This window comes from Frankia gtarii (assembly GCF_025403375.1).
GTDB lineage: Bacteria > Actinomycetota > Actinomycetes > Frankiales > Frankiaceae > Frankia > Frankia gtarii.
Map to the genome: position 1 here is coordinate 1 of NZ_JAMPTM010000046.1, position 19,268 is coordinate 19,268.

Annotated in this window: 16 protein-coding genes and 1 pseudogene; 6 read left to right on the forward strand and 11 right to left on the reverse strand. The window is 72.2% G+C overall.

What is annotated here, in order from left to right:
- From NBZ83_RS09700 to NBZ83_RS09720, 5 genes and pseudogenes are all read right to left on the reverse strand, one after another.
- Positions 1–501: pseudogene (locus tag NBZ83_RS09700) on the reverse strand (adenine deaminase C-terminal domain-containing protein); the annotation flags it as partial.
- Positions 502–949: 448 nt separating this feature from the next.
- On the reverse strand, positions 950–1,840 hold the full coding sequence (locus NBZ83_RS09705; RefSeq protein ID WP_438803302.1) for an ABC transporter permease: 891 nt from the start codon (positions 1,838–1,840) through the stop codon (positions 950–952).
- Positions 1,837–2,721, reverse strand: a complete 885-nt coding sequence (locus NBZ83_RS09710) for an ABC transporter permease (protein WP_261565331.1) — start codon at positions 2,719–2,721, stop codon at positions 1,837–1,839. Before NBZ83_RS09710 ends, NBZ83_RS09705 begins: the two co-directional genes overlap by 4 nt.
- The gene (locus tag NBZ83_RS09715; protein WP_261574800.1) at positions 2,718–3,653 is read right to left on the reverse strand and encodes an ABC transporter ATP-binding protein; all 936 of its coding nucleotides are present in this window, start codon (positions 3,651–3,653) and stop codon (positions 2,718–2,720) included. The genes NBZ83_RS09710 and NBZ83_RS09715 overlap by 4 nt, the downstream gene beginning before the upstream one ends.
- Positions 3,650–4,684, reverse strand: coding sequence for an ABC transporter substrate-binding protein (locus NBZ83_RS09720; RefSeq protein WP_261574801.1), 1,035 nt, complete (start codon positions 4,682–4,684; stop codon positions 3,650–3,652). The genes NBZ83_RS09715 and NBZ83_RS09720 overlap by 4 nt, the downstream gene beginning before the upstream one ends.
- 407 nt (positions 4,685–5,091) lie before the next feature.
- Here NBZ83_RS09720 and NBZ83_RS09725 point away from each other — a divergent pair, with 407 nt between their 5' ends.
- The 3 genes from NBZ83_RS09725 to NBZ83_RS09735 are packed head-to-tail and all read left to right on the forward strand — an operon-like array spanning position 5,092 to position 7,456.
- The gene (locus tag NBZ83_RS09725; RefSeq protein ID WP_261565334.1) at positions 5,092–5,394 is read left to right on the forward strand and encodes an urease subunit gamma; all 303 of its coding nucleotides are present in this window, start codon (positions 5,092–5,094) and stop codon (positions 5,392–5,394) included.
- Entirely contained in the window at positions 5,391–5,732 is a 342-nt protein-coding gene (locus NBZ83_RS09730) for an urease subunit beta (RefSeq protein ID WP_261565335.1), read from the forward strand. Before NBZ83_RS09725 ends, NBZ83_RS09730 begins: the two co-directional genes overlap by 4 nt.
- Positions 5,729–7,456 carry an urease subunit alpha gene (locus tag NBZ83_RS09735; protein WP_261574802.1) on the forward strand — a complete coding sequence of 576 codons (1,728 nt, stop codon included), beginning with the start codon at positions 5,729–5,731 and terminating at the stop codon, positions 7,454–7,456. Before NBZ83_RS09730 ends, NBZ83_RS09735 begins: the two co-directional genes overlap by 4 nt.
- Before the next feature lie 52 nt (positions 7,457–7,508).
- Here NBZ83_RS09735 and NBZ83_RS09740 read toward each other — a convergent pair whose 3' ends face one another.
- Both NBZ83_RS09740 and NBZ83_RS09745 read right to left on the reverse strand, forming a co-directional pair.
- Positions 7,509–8,465 (reverse strand): phytanoyl-CoA dioxygenase family protein, encoded by a 957-nt coding sequence (locus NBZ83_RS09740; protein WP_261565402.1) that lies wholly within the window; start codon positions 8,463–8,465, stop codon positions 7,509–7,511.
- Positions 8,466–8,732: 267 nt separating this feature from the next.
- The gene (locus NBZ83_RS09745) at positions 8,733–8,972 is read right to left on the reverse strand and encodes a hypothetical protein (RefSeq protein ID WP_261574803.1); all 240 of its coding nucleotides are present in this window, start codon (positions 8,970–8,972) and stop codon (positions 8,733–8,735) included.
- Positions 8,973–9,357: 385 nt separating this feature from the next.
- On the opposite strand from NBZ83_RS09745, the gene NBZ83_RS09750 reads away from it, so the two are divergent.
- Complete coding sequence (locus NBZ83_RS09750; protein WP_261565403.1) at positions 9,358–9,975, forward strand: urease accessory protein UreF; 618 nt, start codon at positions 9,358–9,360, stop codon at positions 9,973–9,975.
- On the forward strand, positions 9,975–10,904 hold the full coding sequence (locus NBZ83_RS09755; RefSeq protein ID WP_261574804.1) for an urease accessory protein UreD: 930 nt from the start codon (positions 9,975–9,977) through the stop codon (positions 10,902–10,904). The genes NBZ83_RS09750 and NBZ83_RS09755 overlap by 1 nt, the downstream gene beginning before the upstream one ends.
- 7 nt (positions 10,905–10,911) lie before the next feature.
- Here the strand turns inward: NBZ83_RS09755 and NBZ83_RS09760 are convergent, their stop codons facing one another.
- Positions 10,912–12,471, reverse strand: a complete 1,560-nt coding sequence (locus tag NBZ83_RS09760) for a glycosyltransferase (RefSeq protein ID WP_261565339.1) — start codon at positions 12,469–12,471, stop codon at positions 10,912–10,914.
- Positions 12,472–12,857: 386 nt separating this feature from the next.
- Here NBZ83_RS09760 and NBZ83_RS09765 point away from each other — a divergent pair, with 386 nt between their 5' ends.
- Positions 12,858–13,532 (forward strand): TetR/AcrR family transcriptional regulator, encoded by a 675-nt coding sequence (locus NBZ83_RS09765; RefSeq protein ID WP_261565340.1) that lies wholly within the window; start codon positions 12,858–12,860, stop codon positions 13,530–13,532.
- A 110-nt stretch (positions 13,533–13,642) separates the two neighbouring features.
- On the opposite strand, the gene hpnH is transcribed toward NBZ83_RS09765, so the two are convergent.
- The 3 genes from hpnH to shc all read right to left on the reverse strand — a co-directional run bounded on the left by hpnH (position 13,643) and on the right by shc (position 19,216).
- Positions 13,643–14,647, reverse strand: coding sequence for an adenosyl-hopene transferase HpnH (hpnH, locus tag NBZ83_RS09770; RefSeq protein ID WP_136448269.1), 1,005 nt, complete (start codon positions 14,645–14,647; stop codon positions 13,643–13,645).
- A 481-nt stretch (positions 14,648–15,128) separates the two neighbouring features.
- Complete coding sequence (ispH, locus tag NBZ83_RS09775) at positions 15,129–17,105, reverse strand: 4-hydroxy-3-methylbut-2-enyl diphosphate reductase (protein ID WP_261565341.1); 1,977 nt, start codon at positions 17,103–17,105, stop codon at positions 15,129–15,131.
- Entirely contained in the window at positions 17,102–19,216 is a 2,115-nt protein-coding gene (shc, locus tag NBZ83_RS09780; RefSeq protein WP_261565342.1) for a squalene--hopene cyclase, read from the reverse strand. Before shc ends, ispH begins: the two co-directional genes overlap by 4 nt.
- Between the last annotated feature and the right edge of the window lie 52 nt (positions 19,217–19,268).

Consider the following 19,268-nt stretch of genomic DNA (forward strand, 5'->3'; position numbering starts at 1 on the left):
GCCGGTGGCCGGTGGGACGAGCGGAGGCGGCGCGGGGAACGGGAGGTCGGCGTTGGGCGGCAGGACATCGCCCGAACGGAGCAGTACCCGCAGCGGCGTCGCGGAGCCGGTGGCGAGTTCCGCGCCCCGGGCACCGGCAAGGGCGAACAGCGCCGACGGGTCGGTCAACAGCGTCACCGTCCCGCGGGGGATGAGCAGTCGGGCCAGCTCGCCCGTGCTGAGCAGCGTCTCCTCCACCCGCAGCCCGGCATCGACGTAGGCGGGGACGACGTAGCGGCCGGCGGCGTCGAGGGAGCGCCGACCGTTGAGCACCCCGGGCCTGGTCACGGCGGCGATGTAGCGCCCGACGATGAGGATGTCGCGGTTGACGACGGTGCCGTTCTGCACGACCACGACCAGCCCGCCGCGCACGACCAGGTCGGCGTCCTCCTCGCCGTCGGCGACCCGGCGCAGGCGTTCCAGCGTGGCGGGCGAGGGAGCCAGCCGGCCCGCGCCGGCCACCGGGAGGTGCCCGATCGGACCGGCCGGATCCAGCCGGGGGTCGCGCCGGTCCGCGCCGGGGATGATGACGGGTGACTCCGTTCGGGCGGGTGCCCGCGGGTATGTGGCCGAACCGGCGGAAGCCGTCCGCGTCGGCCGGCCGTGTGCCGCCATCAGCCGGAGTCCGAGGCTGGTGCATTCGACGTTCAAAGGCAGCCCTTCGTCCACCGGCCGGCGCCGGCGGCGCATGTACATCCGGAGACGGCAGGCAGGGAAGGCGGCCGCCCGGAAACTTCGCGTAAATCGCGCCGATTTTCGTTATATCCCAGGGGAAACAGCAGATACGCCGCGGGAGGGCAGGCCGGGGGGCGACAACGGGCACGACGGAGAACCGACTGCCCCAGGATGGCCCGTCCGGACGATGCGGAAGGTGCGATCGAGGGCACCATCGCGGTCATCACAATCCTCCCTACCTGCCAAGACCCGAGCTCGGCCCGTATCGCGCCAGGACGATCGCCTCGACGAAGCCCACGATGGCGTACAGCGCGATGCTCGCCACGGTGATCACGACCACCGAGGCCCACACCCCGCCGTAGTTGAACGTCTGCTGGGCGCGCTGCATGTAGTAGCCGAGCCCCTCGCCGGTCGCCAGCCACTCGGCGAGCAGCGCCCCGATGACCGCACCCGGGACGGCGATGCGAGCGGAGACGAACAACGCCGGCAGCGCGCTGGGCAGCGCGACCTTGCGCAGCACGGTCGCGGGACCGCCTCCGTAGGCGAGGACCAGGTCGGCGGCGGCCGGCGGGCCGGAACGCAACCCGAAGACCAGGTTCACCAGCGACGGAAAGAACACGATGATGCCGGCGATGACCCCGACCGCGGTCAGGCCCCGCCCGAAGATCAGGGTGAGCAGCGGAATCATCGCCACCAGCGGCACCGACCGCAGCATCATCGCCACCGGCATCAGCGCCCGTTCCACCGAACGGAACAGCACGAAGGAGACGGCGACGACGATCGCCGCCACGGTGCCCGCCGCGTATCCGACCCCGGCGTCGCCGAGGGTATGCCACAGCCCGTCGAGGATCGCCCGGCGGCTCTCGGTGGCCTTGTCGGCCGTGAACAGGTACTTCCACACCGCCTGCGGATCCTTCGCGACCAACGGGTTGAGATCGAACACGGCGATGAACGCGTACCAGAGGCCGACGATCACGGCGGCCGACGCGACAACGGACAGCACCGTGCGCCCGACCCGCAGCAGGATCGCCGCGAGCAGCACGTGCGCGCCGCGGCCCGTAGCCGCCGGTGCGGAGCCGGCCGTGGTCGGTGCGGAGCCGGTCACCGCCGAGGCACCGGCCGTCACTGCCCGCCTCCCGGGTTCCCGCGCGGCGCCCACGGGGTGAGCAGCCGGGCGACGAGCGCGGTCAGCGCGTAGCCCACTCCGGCGACCGCGGATGCGACCACGGCCAGCGCCCACGTCCGCGGAACCTCCAGGGCCTGCTGAGAGTGGACCATTGCCACGCCGAGCCCCCGGTCAGCGCCGAGGTACTCGCCGATGATCGCGCCGAGGACGGCCGCCGGCGCGGCGATCTGCAGCGCGGCGAAGGTACTCGGCAGGGCGGCCCGCAACCGGATGTACCGCATCTGCTTCCAGGCACCACCGCCGCCGGCCCGCACGACGTCGAGGCTCGCCGGATCAGCCGCCCGCAGCCCGAGCAGGGTGCCGACCATCGTCGTGAAGAACACGGAGATGCCGGCCAGGGCGATCTGCGGGGTGCTGCCGTCGAACACGGTGGTGAGGATCGGTCCGATCGCGATGATCGGCAGGCAGTAGGACGCCACGCCGATCTGCAGCAGCACCCGCTCCACCACCGGCACCCCGAAGAACACCACGGCGAGGCCGATGGCCAGGCCGTTACCGATCAACCAGCCCTTCGCCGCGATCTCGACCGTCGACTTCGCCGACGTCCACATGAGCCGGTGGTCGTCCCACAGCGCCCGTACGACCTCCCACGGGGTGGGCACCACGCCGCCGTTGTCGAGCACGGTGATCGCGAGCACCCACCACAACGCGAGGAGCCCGACGATGCCGGCCGCGCCGCCGATCCAGGACGACCGGTCGGTTCCCGTCCCATCCCCGCCGCGGCGGCGCCCCGCTCCGGGACCGCCCGGACCGCCCGATCCCCCGGGTCCGCCCGGACCGCCACCGGTCGCGCCGAAGGCTGCGTCCTGCAGGGTTGTCACACGCCGCTCCGGGCGGGGTCGCCCGCCGCCGTCCCTGTCGTCGCCGCCGTCCCTGTCGCCCCCACGGTCCCTGCCGCCGCTGCCGTCTCTGCCGAGGGCTCGCCGCCGGCGAACAGCAGCGCCGACAGCTCGTCGTGCAGCTCGTGGAACCGCGCCGAGCGCAGCATCGCCGGGGTGCGCGGCCGGGGCAGGTCGATGTCGACCAGCGCGCAGATGCGGCCCGGTCGGGCGCTCATCACCGCGACGGTGTCGGAGAGGATCACCGCCTCGGGGATGGAGTGGGTGACGAGCAGGGTGGTCGTGGCCCGTTCGCCCCAGATCCGCAGTAGCTCGAAGTTCAGGCGCTGGCGGGTCATGTCGTCGAGGGCACCGAACGGCTCGTCGAGCAGGAGAATCCGCGGCTCGACGACGAGGGCGCGCGCGATCGCGACCCGCTGCCGCATCCCGCCGGACAGCTGGGCCGGGCGGGCCTTCTCGAAGCCGGTGAGCCCCACCAGCCGGATCAGGTCGGCGATCACCGCCCGGTCCGCCTTCGCCCCGGCGACCTCCAGCGGCAGGCGGATGTTGGACTCGACCGAGCGCCACGGCAGTAACGCCGAGTCCTGAAAGGCAATGCCGAGGTGGTGGCCGCGGCGGGCGGCCGCCGGGGGCTCCCCGTGCACCAGCACCTCACCCGCGCTGGGCGCGTCGAGATCGGCGAGGATGCGCAGCACCGTCGACTTGCCGCAGCCCGACGGCCCGATGAGCGTCAGGAACGAGCCCTCGGCGGTGGCGAGATTGACGTCGTCGAGGGCAAGCACGGACCTGCGGCCGAGACGGAACTCCTTGCGCAGGCCCGCCACTTTCACGCCGGAGCCGGAGCCGGAGGCAGGCGTGCTGGGAGCCGACGGTCCGGGGACCGGCTCCGACCTGGGCGTGGCGGCTGCGCTCATACGAGGTTCGGCTTCTCCTTGTACAGCTCCCGGATGATGGACAGATCGAACAGCTTCTCCGCGGTGATGTCGACGCCGGCGAGCTTGAGGGTGGCGATGTTCTCCTCGACCAGGGTGTCGGTGAGTGTGAACAGCCCGTTCTTCTTCGTCTCCTCGGTGAGGATGAGCTTGTTCTGGTCGGCGCTCTCCAGGCCCTGTTCCTTCTCGTCCAGGCCGAGATCCTTGCCGTAGACGGTGGCGGCCAGCCTGGCGCCGAGCGAGGCGTCGGCGGTGGCGTCCTTCCAGCCGCGGATCTCGGCAGTCAGCGCCGCTTTCACCTTGTCGCGATTCTTCGCGATCGACCCGTCGGTGACCATGAAGGTCTCCGAGACAAGCGGATAGTTGTGATCAGCGAGCAGAAATGTGGTGACGTCGAAGCCCTTGACCCGCAGCAGGTTTGGTTCGTTCGTCACGAACGCGAACCAGCCGTCGACCGTTCCGGTGGTCAGCGGCAGCGGGTCGAACTCGACCGGCACCTTCGTGATGGACGACGGATCAAGCTTGTTCGCCTTCAGGAACGCCGACCAGACCGACTCGTTGGTCGCCTGCACGCCGATCTTCTTGCCGATCATGTCCTGCGGTGTCCTGAGGGGGCTCTTCGCCAGCGACAGGATGGCGAAGGGGTTCTTCTGGTACTGCGCGCCGATGATCTTCAGCGGGGCGCCCTGGGTGATCGCGGTCCCGGTGATGTCCGGTGAGGAGATTCCGATGAAGGCCTTTCCGGTGGCGACGTCGGTATCCTGCGGCGTCGCCGACGGGCCGCCCGCGATCAGGTTGACGCCGGAGAAACCCGCCGCCTTGTAGTACCCGCGCTGGTCGGCGACGTACTCGCCGGCGAACTCCGCGTTCTTGATCCAGGACAGCCGCATGCTCAGCGTGCCGAACGAACCGGCACCGGCTCCACCCGAAGTCGAGTCCCCGTCGTCGTCGCTGCCGCACGCGGCGAGCAGACCGCCCCCGCCGACGGTAAGCAGAGTCGTTCCCGCAGTCACTCCCACACCCCGGCGGAGAAAACCCCGCCGATCCAGACCTGTTGTCACCAAACCCCCATCGGCGTCGTCTCGGGCACACCCCATCAGCCGGTCGATCCGACCTGCCCGAGCGGTCTCCCGGACGCTAGGAAGGAGGCGTATCCGTCCCATCGCACCCAGGTGAATTGCCAGTAACTCCATTCTGACCGCCCGTCCGGTCACTCTCCACCACCGCCCCCAGGATTCTCGCCGACCGAAACGTCACCGAAACCTGGATGCACCGAAAGGGGTTCATCGTTCACCAGAACGACATCGGGCAACGATCGAATGACGGACCTGCGTGAGCGCCGGAGGATCGGCGTACGGATCATCTGGTCGGGCCGCAGCGACGCCGGCATCGATGGTCCCGCCTGCTAGGCTTCGCGGTCGTGCTGCTGAGCCCCCACGAACAGGAACGGCTGCTCATCCATGTGGCGGCCGGACTCGCCCGGGAACGACGCGCCCGCGGGCTGCGGCTGAATCATCCCGAGGCAACCGCGCTCATAACCTCGTTCCTGCTGGAGGGGGCCCGCGACGGCCGCAGCGTCGCCGATCTGATGACCGCAGGACGCGGCGTACTCACCCGGGAGGACGTGATGGAGGGGGTGCCGGAGATGCTCGCCGAGGTCCAGGTCGAAGCGACGTTCCCGGACGGCACCAAGCTGGTCACCGTGCACCAGCCGATCCCTTGATTCCCGGCGAGGTCCTGCCGGGCGAGGACCCCGTCGAGATCAACCCGGGACGGCCCGTCCGGACGGTGCTGGTCCGCAACACCGGCGATCGCCCGGTGCAGGTCGGGTCGCACTACCATTTCGCCGCGGCCAACCCGGCGCTCGAGTTCGACCGCGCCCTGGCCTGGGGGCACCGGCTGGCGGTGCCCGCCGGCACCGCGGTCCGCTTCGAGCCTGGCGTGGAACGCGAGGTCGACCTCGTCCCGCTGGCCGGCGCCCGCGTCGTGCCCGGCCTGCGCCCGGAGTCGGCCGGCCCCCTCGACGGGCACGAGAGCCACGACCCCGGAGAGGGCTCATGAGCCGGCTGGACCGCTCCCGCTACGCCTCCCTGTACGGACCGACGGTCGGTGACCGCATCCGGCTCGCCGACACCGATCTGATCATCGAGGTCACCGAGGACCGCAGCCGAGGTCCGGCCCTCGGCGGCACCGGTGACGAGGCGGTCTTCGGCGGCGGCAAGGTCATCCGCGAATCCATGGGGCAGTCGCTGGCGACCCGCGCGCAGGGCTCGCCCGATCTCGTCATCACCGGCGCCGTGGTGCTCGACCACTGGGGGGTGATCAAGGCCGACGTCGGCATCCGCGACGGGCGGATCGTCGCGCTCGGCAAGGCCGGCAACCCGGACACCATGGACGGCGTCCATCCCGACCTGGTCATCGGGCCCGGCACGGAGATCATCGCGGGAAACGGGAAGATCCTCACCGCGGGCGCGGTCGACTGCCACGTGCACCTCATCTGCCCGCAGCAGGTGCCCGAGGCGCTCGGCGCCGGGATCACGACCCTCATCGGCGGCGGCACCGGCCCGGCCGAGGGCACGAAGGCGACCACTGTGACGCCGGGCTCGTGGAACCTCGCCCGGATGCTCTCCGCGATGGACGACTGGCCGGTGAACATCGTCCTGCTCGGCAAGGGAAACACGGTCAGCGAAGCGTCGATGTGGGAACAGCTCCGCGCCGGCGCGGCCGGGTTCAAGCTGCACGAGGACTGGGGCACGACGCCCGCCGCGATCGACGCCTGCCTGCGCGTCGCCGACGCCGCCGGGGTCCAGGTCGCGCTGCATTCGGACACGCTCAACGAGGCCGGCTTCGTCGAGGACACCCTCGCCGCCATCGCCGGGCGGGCCATCCACGCCTACCACACCGAGGGCGCCGGCGGCGGGCACGCACCGGACATCATCACCGTCGCCGCCGCCGCCAACGTGCTGCCGTCGTCGACGAACCCGACCCGCCCGCACACCGTCAACACCCTCGACGAGCATCTCGACATGCTGATGGTCTGCCACCATCTCAACCCCAGCGTGCCCGAGGACCTGGCCTTCGCCGAAAGCCGGATCCGGCCGTCGACGATCGCCGCCGAGGACATCCTGCACGACCTCGGCGCCATCTCCATGATCGGTTCGGACTCGCAGGCGATGGGTCGGATCGGCGAGGTCGTGCTGCGCACCTGGCAGACGGCGCACGTGATGAAGCGTCGCCGCGGGGCCCTGCCGGGCGACGGCGCGGCCGACAACGCCCGGGCGCGACGCTACGTCGCCAAATACACGATCTGCCCGGCGGTGGCGCACGGGCTGGACGCGCAGATCGGCTCGGTCGAGCCCGGCAAGCTCGCCGACCTGGTGCTTTACGATCCCGCGTTCTTCGGGGTTCGGCCGTCGCTGGTCCTCAAGGGCGGGTTCATCGCCTGGGCGGCCATGGGCGACGCGAACGCCTCCATCCCCACCCCGCAACCAGTGCTGCCCCGCCCGATGTGGGGGGCCGCGCGCGGTCCGGCCGCCGCCTCGTCGCTGACCTTCGTCGCGCCCGCCGCGATCTCCGCCGGGCTGCCCGAACGGCTGGGCCTGGCCACCCCCGTGGTGCCGGTCGAGGACGTGCGCCGCCGGGGCAAGGCCGACCTGCCGGAGAACACGGCGAGGCCGGACATCCGGGTCGACCCGGACACGTTCACGGTCTCGATCGACGGCGACGCGGTCGAGGCCGACCCGGTGCGCGAACTGCCGATGGCCCAGCGGTACTTCCTGTTCTGACCGCGGCTGTTCTGACGGCGGCTGTTCTGACGGCCGCTGCCCTCACGGCGCGTCAGCGGGCGGCGTTCTTGATGAACTGGTCTCGGTAGGAGGTCGGATCTCCGCCGTAGTAGCCGGCCCGGAGATGACGGCGGGTGGTGGCGTTCTCCGTCGCGCGGGCCGCGGAGTGCCACAGGTAGGCATCGTGCAGCAGCAGGTCACCGCGCTCGGCGTAGACGGCGATCTCCCCCGGGATCTTCTCGAAGCCCAGCGGCATCGCATGGGGCGGCTCGGCGTCGGTGTATCCCCCGCTCGGGCGGGCGTCCGCGGGCACGGCGACGTTGTTGATGTTTCGGTAGGGCGCCGGTGTGGCCCAGCGGTGGGAGCCCGGCACCACTCGCAGGAAACCGTTGGCCGGGCTGGTCGCGTCCACATGGAGGGTGAACGCGCAACCGGGCCAGACGTCGAGGCTCGGCATGGCCTGCCAGTCCGAGTGCCAGCCGATCCGGCTGTACCCGGACTCGCGGCCGGGCCGGGCGTCCTGGTAGACCACGCCGTCGTTCGGGCTGGGGCTCATCCACACGTCCGCGCCGAGCAGGCGGCGCAGCAGGTCGACCATGATCGGATGGGTCGCCACCGCACGCACGGCCGGGGAGAGCTCCTCCACATGCTCGACGTAGTTCACGTACGCGTCGACGTCGACGTCCGCGCCGCCGTGGGTCGTTCCGTTCGACGCCCGTTCGGGCGGGGCCGCCGCGCCGTCGGGCTGGCCCGCCCGGTCCAGGTAACGGGCGTCCAGGTACTGCGTGGAGCCGAAGCGTTCGGACACCGTCCCGGCCAGGACCGCCCGCTGCGCCGCGCCGCATTCCCGCTCGACTCGATCAAGGAATTCGACGGGGTAGAGGCCGCGGAGCAGGACGAAACCATGGCGGTGATAGAAGTCGTGAAGGCCGGCCAGCGCCGGCGCGGCCAGCGGGTCCGGCGCGGTCGGGTCCACGACGAACACCCCGGCGTCGGCCACCGCGGGCATGGACGGCGCCCCGCGCCGCCGGGCCGGTCCGCCGGCCTCGGGGCCGCCGTGGCGGATCACGCCTGCCGAAGCCGGGACGGATGTCGGGCTGCCCATGGTCGTACCTCCACCTGGTAGCCACCGGAGAGCTGGCCCCCGGCCGGCCGGTTCAACACGCTACGGCGAACGGGTTTCGGCGCCATTGCTGACCAGCGGCAATCCGGCGGGCAGCGCATGGCCCGGGATGTCGCACGGCTGACGGTCGGCCGAACCTCGGACCTACTCGGCCTAGTGGCGGGTACGGGTACGGGTACGGTGGCCGGTGCTGTGCGAGTGTGATCCCTTGCGCTCGCATTCCCATTCGTGGTCGTCGTCGTCCCAGTCGGCCTGGTAGCCCGCCTGGCAGCGAGGTTTCGGCGGGCGGTCGTCGCCGCAGGAGGTGAGCACTGGTGCCAGCGCCAGCGCCGCCATCAGCACCCCGGTCAGGCGAACCCGCGTCCCGGCGTGCCTTGTCGCCCGTAGTGACATCTCGTCTCTCGTCTCAGTTCTTCGTGGTCGTCGTCGCCGGCGAACTCTTCCACAACGACACGGGCGGCGTGACCGGTTTGTCGCCCGTACGACCAGGAGTGCCACCCGGCAGGCGAAGGCGCAGGGGTGACGGCGCAGGGGTGACGGCGCAGGGGTGACGGCGCAGGGGTGACGGCGCAGGGGTGACGGCGGCAAGGTGATGGCGAAGGGGTGACAGGGCATCGTGAACGCAGGCGAGGAGAGCGGCGCAGTGAACGCCGGGGGTGAAGAAAGCGACCGCCTCGGCGGCGGCGACCAGCGCGGTTACCGCGACGGTGGCGACAGACATGGTCCGAGCGGGCGGTCCGGGCGGCGGGCGACGTTGCTGGTGCTCGCGGATGGCCGGATGCCGACCGGGGGGCATGCCCATTCGGGCGGGGTCGAGGCCGCGGTGACCGACGGCAGTCTGGCCAGCCTGCCCGACCTGGCGGCGTTCCTGCTCGGCCGGTTGCACACCGCCGGCCTGGTCGCCGCCGCCTTCGCCGCCGCGACCTGCCACGGCATCGCAACGGGCCGAACCGACGTCGCGGAGCTCGACGACGAGCTGGACGCCCGGACACCCTCCCCGGCGCAGCGCGCGGCCAGCCGGGCGCAGGGCCGCACCCTGCTGCGGGCCGGTCGGGCCGCGTGGCCGGTGCCCGCCGGTCCCCGCGCCCCGCACCACCCGGTCGCGCTGGGCATGGTGGCCGCCGGCGCGAGGCTGGCACCCGGGGACGCCGCCCTCGCCGCGGCTCATGCGACGGTCACCGGGCCGGCGACGGCCGCGACCCGCCTGATCGGACTGGATCCCCTGGCCGTCACCGCCGTGCTGGCCCGCCTCGCCGACGACGTGGAGGCGACCGCCGACGCGGGCGAGGCGGCATCCGCCCTGCCTACCCGAGAGCTTCCGGCGCTCACCGCCGTCCGCCTGGACCTGCTGGCCGAGCGGCACCGGGTCACGGCACTGCGCATGTTCACGTCCTGATGCCCACGACCGCCGATGCCGTACCCCCGCCTACCACCGGCCGCACGGGCCGCACGGCCGTACGGGCGCACGCCGCCGTGCGGGTGGATCTTGGGCCGAACGGCGCTCCCCGGCTCGTCGAGCTGCGCTCCGACGTACCGATCGTCCTGCGCCTGACCGATGTGTCGCCCGCGCGGGCGGGGGTGGCCGAGGGCGCGAAGCCAGTGCCGACGATGACGGTCCATCTGGTCAACGGGGCCGCCGGTCCGCTGGCGGGCGACGATCTGCGGCTGGACATCTCCGTCGGCGGCGGGGTCTGCCTGGTCATGCGCTCCGTGGCCGCGACCGTCGCGCTGCCGGGCCACGGTCCCGGACCGTCCCGGCTGATCGTCACCGCGGAGGTGGCCGACGGCGGCGAACTCGATTTCGGCCCGGAACCGACCGTGGTCGCCGACGGAGCCGACCACCGGATGATCACCGAGATCCGACTGGCCGCGACGGCCAGGTTGCGGCTGCGTGAGGAGATCCTGCTCGGCCGGTTCGGCGAGCCCACCGGGTCCGTCCTCAGCACGCTGCGCGTCGACGTGGCGCATGCCGACGGCACCGCCGGCGACGGCACCGCCGGCGACGGCACCGCCGGCGCAGTCGGCGCAGTCGGCGCCCTCCGGACGGGTGGGACGTCCGGAGGGATGCCGCTGCTGCGCCAGGAGCTGCTACTCGGACCGCGGGTGCCGGGGCTGCGGGGTCCCGCCCAGCTGGGCGGTGCCCGCGCGGTCGGCTCGCTACTCGTCGCAGGGCCCGAATGGGCTGGACCCGGTCCGGAGCCAGCGGTGGCCGAGGGGGTCGGCCGGCTGCCCCTGACCGGTCCGGGCTACCTGGTCTCGGCGTTGGCCGACGATGCGGTCACCCTGCGCCGCCTGCTGACAGCGGCCTCGGACTCCGCGGGTTGAGGCGCTCTCAGCCTCCGACACCGGGCTGACGGTCGTCCGCCCGGGCGTGGGTCTGGGCCCCACCGGGCGTGGACACCCCGCGCGCGGCGTCCTCGCGCCACGGCTCGTCGGGGCGCCCGGGTAGGGAGCTGGGCCGGGAGAAGCCGTCGTTCCACGGGTCACGGGGCGGCTCGACGAACATCGCCGGTGTGGCCGCAACGGCGGCCTCGCCAGGCTCGCCGGCATCGGTCGTCCGAGAGATCACACTGATCGTCGGGGAGGCGCCGCCGGCCGAGCCCCGAGGCGATCCGGTGGCACCGGCCGCGGCCGGGATCGTCCGCACGGCGGGAGAGGTCCCGGCGGGCAGCGGATCGGCGGCGGCCGCAGCCACCGCCTCCGCGGGCTGCCGGTCGGCGGACGGCGTGCCGTGATCGTCGTAGGTGCGTCCCTTCCAGGCGGCACCGCGGCCGGCCCGCTTGAGCCGCGCCGAGTCCACCGTCATCCCGAGGTAGAGCAGGGCGACGCCGGGGAGCAGCAGGGCGGCGGGGAGCGGCTGACGGTAGTACCTGATCATCGGAAGGTAGGACAACGTCATGATCATCCAGGTGACCGCGCCGAGGAGCGCGGCCGTGAGATCACCGGCCGCGAGGCCCGCGATGGTGGTGGCCACCGGGACGACGAAGACCAGGGCCATCCCGAGCACGGTGCCGAGCAGCAGCAGAGGCGAATGCCGAAGCTGGGCGTAGGCGCTGCGGGACACCATCTTCCACAGGTCCGCCAGCCGCGGGTACGGACGCCGGCTGTGGACCTGCTCGGCGAGCCCCAGCCAGGTCCGTCCGCCGGAACGCTTGATGATCCGTGCTATCGCGACGTCGTCGATGACCGCCCCGCGCACCTCGGCCAGCCCGCCGGCCGCCACGAGCGCCTCCCGGCGCACCAGCGAGCAGCCCCCGGCCGCCGCCGCCACCCGCGAACGCGGGCGGTTCGACCACCGGAACGGATACAGCATCGCGAAGAAGTAGACGAACGCCGGCACGATGACCCGTTCCCACGCGGTCTCGGCCCGCAGCACGGCCATCTGCGAGACCATGTCCAGCCCATGCGTGCGCGCGGAGGCCACGAGGCTGGTCAGCGAGCCGGGATCATGCGCGATGTCGGCGTCGGTGAGCAGCAGGAATTCGGCATCGCCGGCGCAGTCGATGCCACGCCGCAGGGCCCACAGCTTGCCGGTCCAACCGGGCGGGGGCTCCGTGGAGGCGGTGACCGCGGCGGTGACGCCCGTGTGCCCCTTGCGGGCGGCCTCCTCCGCCAGCGCTCGGGCGACCTCCGTGGTCCCGTCGGTGGAACCGTCGTCGACAAGGATCAGGCGTACCGGACCGGGATAGTCCTGGGCGAGCAGGGTCGGGAGTGTCACCGGGAGCACGTCGGCCTCGTCCCGGGCCGGGATGATGATCGCCACACTGGGCCAGGACGGCGGTGCCTGCCGGGCGGGGAGGCGCTGATCGGTGCGCCAGAAGAAGCCATGGCCGACGGCCAGGTACAGCCAGGCGAGCAAGGATGCGAGGGCTATCCACTGCAGCACAGTCACAGAGAGTGATGCTGCCACGTGGATCGAACAGCCGTCAGACGAGCACGGTAATTGTGTGTTAAGAACCTTCCGTCCGCTGCAGACCTGCCGCGGCCCTGGTGGCCGCGCCCCGCCTGCGCCCCTCGGCCGCGCCGCCCGACAGTGCCACTGAGCAGGGACGATGCACGGTCGAGGACGGGCGGACGGCGCACCGCGGACGAAATCGGTCGGCCCACCGACCATCCCGACGGACCCTCCTCGATCGGACCGCGTCGGGCGGGGGTTAATCCCGGGGTGCCATCGTGCCGTCCTGTGTGTACCCCCACCAAACGGGCTGCGGCCGCCTCCACCGATCCCAGCCCCGACAGAGCCACCTCGGAAGGCACCGACTGCACCATAATCAGGAGGTGACCAGAAGCCGTCGTACCGAGCAGACGGCTGACACCCGTCAGGCCCTGATCTCGGCTGCCCGCCGCCGGTTCGCCGAGCAGGGCTTCGCCGCCACGGGAACCGAGGAGATCGTCGCCGACGCCCAGGTCACCCGAGGCGCGTTGTACCACCACTTCCGCGACAAGGCCGAGCTGTTCCGCACCGTGATGGAACAGGTCGCCACCGAGGTGGCCGAGCAGCTCGTCGCGGGCGAGCTCGCGCGCGACGCGGAGCTGCCCAGCGACGCCTGGACGCAGCTGCGACAGGGGTTCCAGTCCCTGCTCGACATCTCCACCGCGGACAGCGACTTCCAGCGCATCGTGCTGATCGACGGTCCCGCCGTCCTCGGCAACCAGGCATGGGACGCCCTCGTCGAACGGCACGGCTACCGGCTGCTGTCCGAATGGCTGGAGCGGGCGATGGCCGAGGAGCGCATCGATCCGCTCCCGGTCGGCCCGCTGACCAGGCTGGTCGCGGCCCTGCTGTCGGAGGCGAGCATCTACACGGCCGGCGCGGCCGATCCGGACACCGCCCGGATCGAGATCGGCATCGTGCTCGACCGGCTGCTGCGCGGGCTGGGCCGAGGCGGCGACCTCGCCGAGCAGCCCCCGGTCAGCGTCGACAGCGGCACCGGCCCCCAGCGCGCCCACTAGCGCCGTCAGGCCCCACGACGACGAACGCCGCCCCGACCATGGACCGGTCGGGGCGGCGTTCGTGGTGTCGGCTGGACGGCGGCGGAAGGGGGCGCCGCCGGGTCAGACCGTCAGACCTGGCGGACGGCGCGGATGGACTCCTTGAGTGAACCCATCGTCGCCAGCACAGCCGAGGTCTCGTAGCCGCAGTGCGCCATGCAGTTCGCGCAGCGCGGGTCCTTGCCGCGGCCGTAGGAGTCCCAGTCGGTGGTCTCGACGAGCTCCTTGTAGGAGGAGACGTACCCGTCGCTCATCAGGTAGCAGGGCTTCTGCCAGCCGAACAGCGAGTAGCTCGGGATGCCCCAGGCGGTGCAGTCGAGCTCCTTCTTCCCTTCGAGGAAGTCCAGGAAGATCGGCGAGTGGTTGAGTCGGAACCTCTTGCGCCGACCCTCCGCGAACACCTTCCCGAACATCTCGCGGGTCTCCTGGACGGCGAGGAAGTGCTCCTGGTCCGGGGCCTTCTCGTACGCGTAGCCAGGCGAGAGCTGGATCTGGTCGACCTTGAGGTCGTCGTTGAGGAAGGTCAGGATGTCGATGACGTCCTGCGGGCTGTCATTGTTGAAGAACGTGGAGTTGGTGCCGACCCGGAAGCCGGCGGCCTTCGCCGCGTGGAAGGCCCGCACGCACTCGTCGAACGTGCCCTCCTTCTCCACCACCGCGTCGTGCCGCTCGCGCAGCCCGTCGATGTGCAGGACGAAGGTGAAGTAGGGCGATGGCGTGAAGTTCTTGAGCTTCTTCTGCAGCAGCAGACCGTTCGTGCACAGGATCACGAACTTCTTGCGCTTGACCAGCTCGTTCACGATCTCGTGGATCTGCGGGTGCATGAGCGGCTCACCGCCCGCGATCGCAACGACCGGAGCGCCACACTCCTTGACCGCGGCGAGCGCGTCCTCGGGACTCATCCGCTGCTTCAGGACGGACGCCGGATGCTGGATCTTCCCACAGCCCGTGCAGGACAGGTTGCAGGCAAACAGCGGCTCCAGCTCCAGTACGAGCGGGAAGTGCTTGCGGCGCCGCAGCTTCTGCTTCGCCAGGTAGGTACCGATACGGAGCTGGTACCGCCACTCGACCGCCACGGTGTAGTTCCCCTCTCCTCAAATCGCCGGTGGATGACCGATGATCTCTGCACTGACCATACAGCCTGTACGTACAGCCTGCATGTGGATCGAGCGATGAACTGTCGCACAACGGTGTCCCGTGGCCGACCGGCTCGTCCGAGCAACCGGTCGCGGACTGCATCCGTCCAGGTCAGGGCAATATTCGACGGCCAGATGACGTCGATTTCGGCGTCCGCCGGCTTCGCATCGTCAACCTTCGACGAAGCGTCGGAGGTGCCGGGGCGAAGTCCACCCCGCCCGAAAATTCCGCGGGACGGACGACGGTGCGCCGACGACGACACCTCGTTGTCACGCAGCGTTACACGCCTCGGAACTGTCGGCGACCGGAGCGGCCAGCGGCCACGGCCCACCGACGCCGCGGCGGGGATCGCGCACGGCGATCCCCGCCGAGCGGTCGGGCAGCCAGCGGTCAGAACCGCGAGTCGGGCAGCGGGACGGACTAGGAACGTGCGTCCGACCCAGCCGGGGTGGCCGATGTGGCCGGGGTGATGCCCGCCCGGCGAAGCTCCTTGGGCAGGTGGAAGGCGACCGTTTCGGTGCCGACGGAACGGGTGGTCACGTCCGTCGCGCCGAGCCCGGACAACGCCGCGGTCAGTTCCTCCACCAGCGACGGCGGGGCCGAGGCGCCGGCCGAGATGCCGACCGTCTCCACCCCGTCCAGCCAGGCCAGCTTCACGTCGCCGACGTTCTCGACGAGGTGGGAGGCCACCCCGTCACGCCGGCTGACCTCCACCAGCCGCACCGAGTTGGCGCTGTTGGCCGACCCGACGACGAGGACGAGCTGGGCCTCCTGGGCGACCTTGCGCACCGCGTTCTGCCGGTTGGAGGTGGCGTAGCAGATGTCGGCGGATCCGGGGCCGACGATCGCGGGAAAGCGCTCCTTGAGCGCGTCGACGACCTCCTCGGCCTCGTCCATCGCCAGTGTGGTCTGCATGAGGTAGGTGACCCGCTCGGGGTCGGGGACATCGAGGGAGTCGACCTCGTCGGGCGACTGCACCAGCTGGATGCGCTCGGGTGCCTCGCCCAGCGTGCCGTCGACCTCCTCGTGACCGGAGTGGCCGATGAGCAGCACGGTGTCGCCACGCGAGGTGAACCGGCGTGCCTCGGCGTGGACCTTCTCCACCAGGGGGCAGGTCGCGTCGATGACGGAGAGCCTGCGCCCGTCGGCCTGGTTCCACACCGCCGGGGCCACCCCGTGCGCGGAGAACACCACGGTCGCGTCGGCGGGCACCTCGTCGAGCTCCTCGACGAAGACCGCCCCCCGGGCGGCAAGGTCGGCCACCACATGGGAGTTGTGCACGATCTGCTTGCGGACGTAGACCGGCGCGCCGTGGATCTCCAGGGCGCGCTCGACGACCTCGATGGCGCGCTCGACTCCGGCGCAGAACGCCCGCGGCTCGGCGAGCAGCACCGTACGCCGGCCCACCGCCGCCGCCCAGGCGCCGATCGGCAGGCCCAGCCGGCGCATCGTGCGCAGGCCCAGCACGCCGCGACGGACCAGGTCGAGGCGACCCAGCGGCTCGTCGGCGGTGTCGACGATGACCCGGACCGCGGCAAAGGGGGCGTCCCCGACCCCCGCGGCGATCGAGGCGCTCTCCATGTCCACCGCGATGGCGCCGGTGGCGGCGAGCCGGGTGCGCTCGTCGCCGGTGGCGACCTTGGCCACGGTGACGATCGGGCCGACATGCACGGTCAGGCCGAGCCGGCGCAGGTCACCGGCCAGCAGTGGGGCGGAGGCGCAGCGGGCCGCGACGGACCCGTCGGCGGCTCGGACCTCGCTGGCGACGACGATGTCCCCGGGCTTGATCCCGGAGGCGAGGCCGCCGGACAGGCCCACGATCGCGACGGCGTCGGGGCGCGCCTGTCGGACCACCCGGGCGGCCCGGGCCGCCTTGTCGGGGCCCATCCCGGTACGCACCATGACCGTGTCCGAGGGCAGGCCGGAGCGACCGGCCGCCATGGCCTCGAAGCGCAGCGCCGTCGCGACCACGAGCCGGGCACGGCGCCGCGGGCCGGCCACCGTCGCAGCCGGCTCGGCGGGCCGCGGTGGAGCCTGCACCGCGGCGGCCGACGCCGCGGCGGGCGAACCCACCGCGGCCGGGCCGACGACCGGCGCCACCGCCGCGGTCGCGACGCCCACTGCGCCGCCGCCGACGCCCACCGAGCCGCGGCCGCTTGCCGAGCCGGCGAGGCCCTCCGGTGCGGCGAGTGACAGCGCCGCCGGGGTGGTGCCCGCGGCCGCGGACGCTCCCGGCCGGCGCGCCGCGGCGGACGAGGGAACCGACGGCGACGCCGGGTCCTGGGCGGGGATCACGGCGGGTCCCCCCGCCGCGGCCGCCGGGGCCGTGCGGTCGGCGGGGGTCACGACAGCGTCGGGAGCGTTCCTCTCGCCGCCCGAGGATGCGGAGGTGCTCATGGTGTGGCCACCCCGGTGAGGCTCACGTACCGGCCGAGCGCGGTCAGCGGGAAGACCAGCCGGTACAGGTGGTAGTTCAGGGAGAAGTCGCCGGGGAAACCGGTGCCGGTGAAGTAGGGCTCGTCCCAGGTGCCGTCCGGCCGCTGGGTCTGGCACAACCAGCGCACCCCACGCTTCACGGCCAGGCTGTGCGGGTCCACCGCCAGCAGCGCGAGCAGCGCCCACGCCGTCTGCGACGCGGTGAGCTCGCCCCGGCCGATCCAGGCGGGGTCGGTGTAGGAGCGCAGGTCCTCGCCCCAGCCGCCCTCGGGCGACTGGTGCTCGAGCAGCCACCGCACCGCGGCGGTGATCGCCGGGTGGTCGGTGGGCACCCCGGCGCCGATCAGCGCCGGCACGACCGCCCCGGTGCCGTAAAGGTGGTTGACGCCCCACCGGCCGAACCAGGACCCACCCGGCTCCTGGTCGTCCAGCAGCCACTGCACCGCCCGCTGGGTGATCGGATGGTCGGAGCGGCCGAGGTCGGCCAGCATCTCCACGATGTGCGCGGTGACGTCCGCCGACGGCGGGTCGACCACTTCGCCGAAGTCGCAGAACGGGATCTTCGTGGTGAGCGTCCGGACGTTGTCGGCGTCGAAGGCGCCCCAGGCGCCGTTCGACGAGCGCATCCCGACGCTCCAGTCGACCCCGCGGGCCGCCGCCGCGCGCATCGCCGCGGCCAGCCGCGGGTCGGCGTCCTCGACGGTGTTCACCGCGGGGGCGCCGGCGCGGCTGTGGCGGGCCGACGGCGGGACGACGTGCCCCGCGCCGAGCAGCCGCCGCAGCGCCAGCACCACCTCGGCGGTGTCGTCGACGTCCGGGTAGAAGTCGTTGTCGAACTCGAACGCCCAGCCGCCGGGGGCGAGTTCGGGGCGGCGTACCGCCCAGTCACCGGCGACCCGGACCTCCTCGTCGACCAGCCACCGGCCGGCCCTGACCATCGCCGGGTGGTCGCCGGGGACACCGGCGTCGGCCAGTGCGACGACCGCGAGCGCGGTGTCCCAGACCGGCGACTGGCAGGCCTCGATCTGACGGGTCGGGCCCGCCGGGGTGTCCCGGCGGATCACGTACCGCTCCATCCCGCGGAAGGCGGTGGCGATCACCGGGTGGTTCAGCGGGTACCCCATCAGGTGCAGCGCCATGACGGAGTAGACCCAGGGCGGCTGGATACCGCCCCAGCACCCGTCGGCCTCCTGCCGGGCGACGACCCATTCGGTGGCCCGCCGCAGCGCCAGCGTGCGCAGCAGCTTGATCGGCCGGCGCTCGTATCGGTGCAGCAGCTTGTCGAGCCGCTCGAAGGCGCCCTCCCAGCTGCGCAGCGGGGCCGGCTTGCGCGCGGCCGCGGGCACCTTGAGCTCGTCGATGTCGAAGCCGAGGTCCCGCGTCGGCCGCAGCGAGCCGACGATCGTCAGCGCGACGATCGTCTGGCGCGCCCAACAGGCGAAGTCGTAGACGTTCAGCGGCACCCAGGACGGTAGGAAGATCAGCTCCGGCGGGATGACCGGCACGTCGTCCCACGACCACTGGCCGAGCGCCGCCAGCCAGATCCGGGTGAACACCCGGGAGGCGGCCACCCCGCCCTGGGCTCGCACGAGCTCCGCGGCCAGGGCCATGTGCGGGGCGTCGACCGCGTCGCCGGCGAGGCGCAGCGCGATGTACGCCTCGATGGTGGTGGACAGGTCGGCCGGGCCACCGTAGAAAGTGGGCCAGCCGCCCTCGGAGAGCTGCTGGGAACGGATCCAGCGGGCGGTCTGCTCGGTCTCGTCGTCACCGCGGATGCCGAGGAACTGCTTCATGAACAGATCCTCGGCGTCCATCGTGACGTTCGTCTCGAGGTCGCCCTTCCACCAGCCCTCATCCGACTGCAGCGCGAGGAGATGGTCCCGCGCGCGCGCCGCGGCGACGTCCGCGCTGATCGGCGCGGCCGCCTGCGGCTTGCCGGCACCGCCGGGCAGCGGCGGTGAGGACCGGGAGATCCCGTAGGCGTCGGCCGTGGCGGGCACCGGAATGGTGGGCCGCTTCGGGCTCTTCTCGGCAGTCGGAGCAGCCGGGGACGGGTCCGAGGTCAGGCTCATCGACGACTCCCCTCGTCGTACGTACGATGGTCAAGCTGACGATCACCAGGCT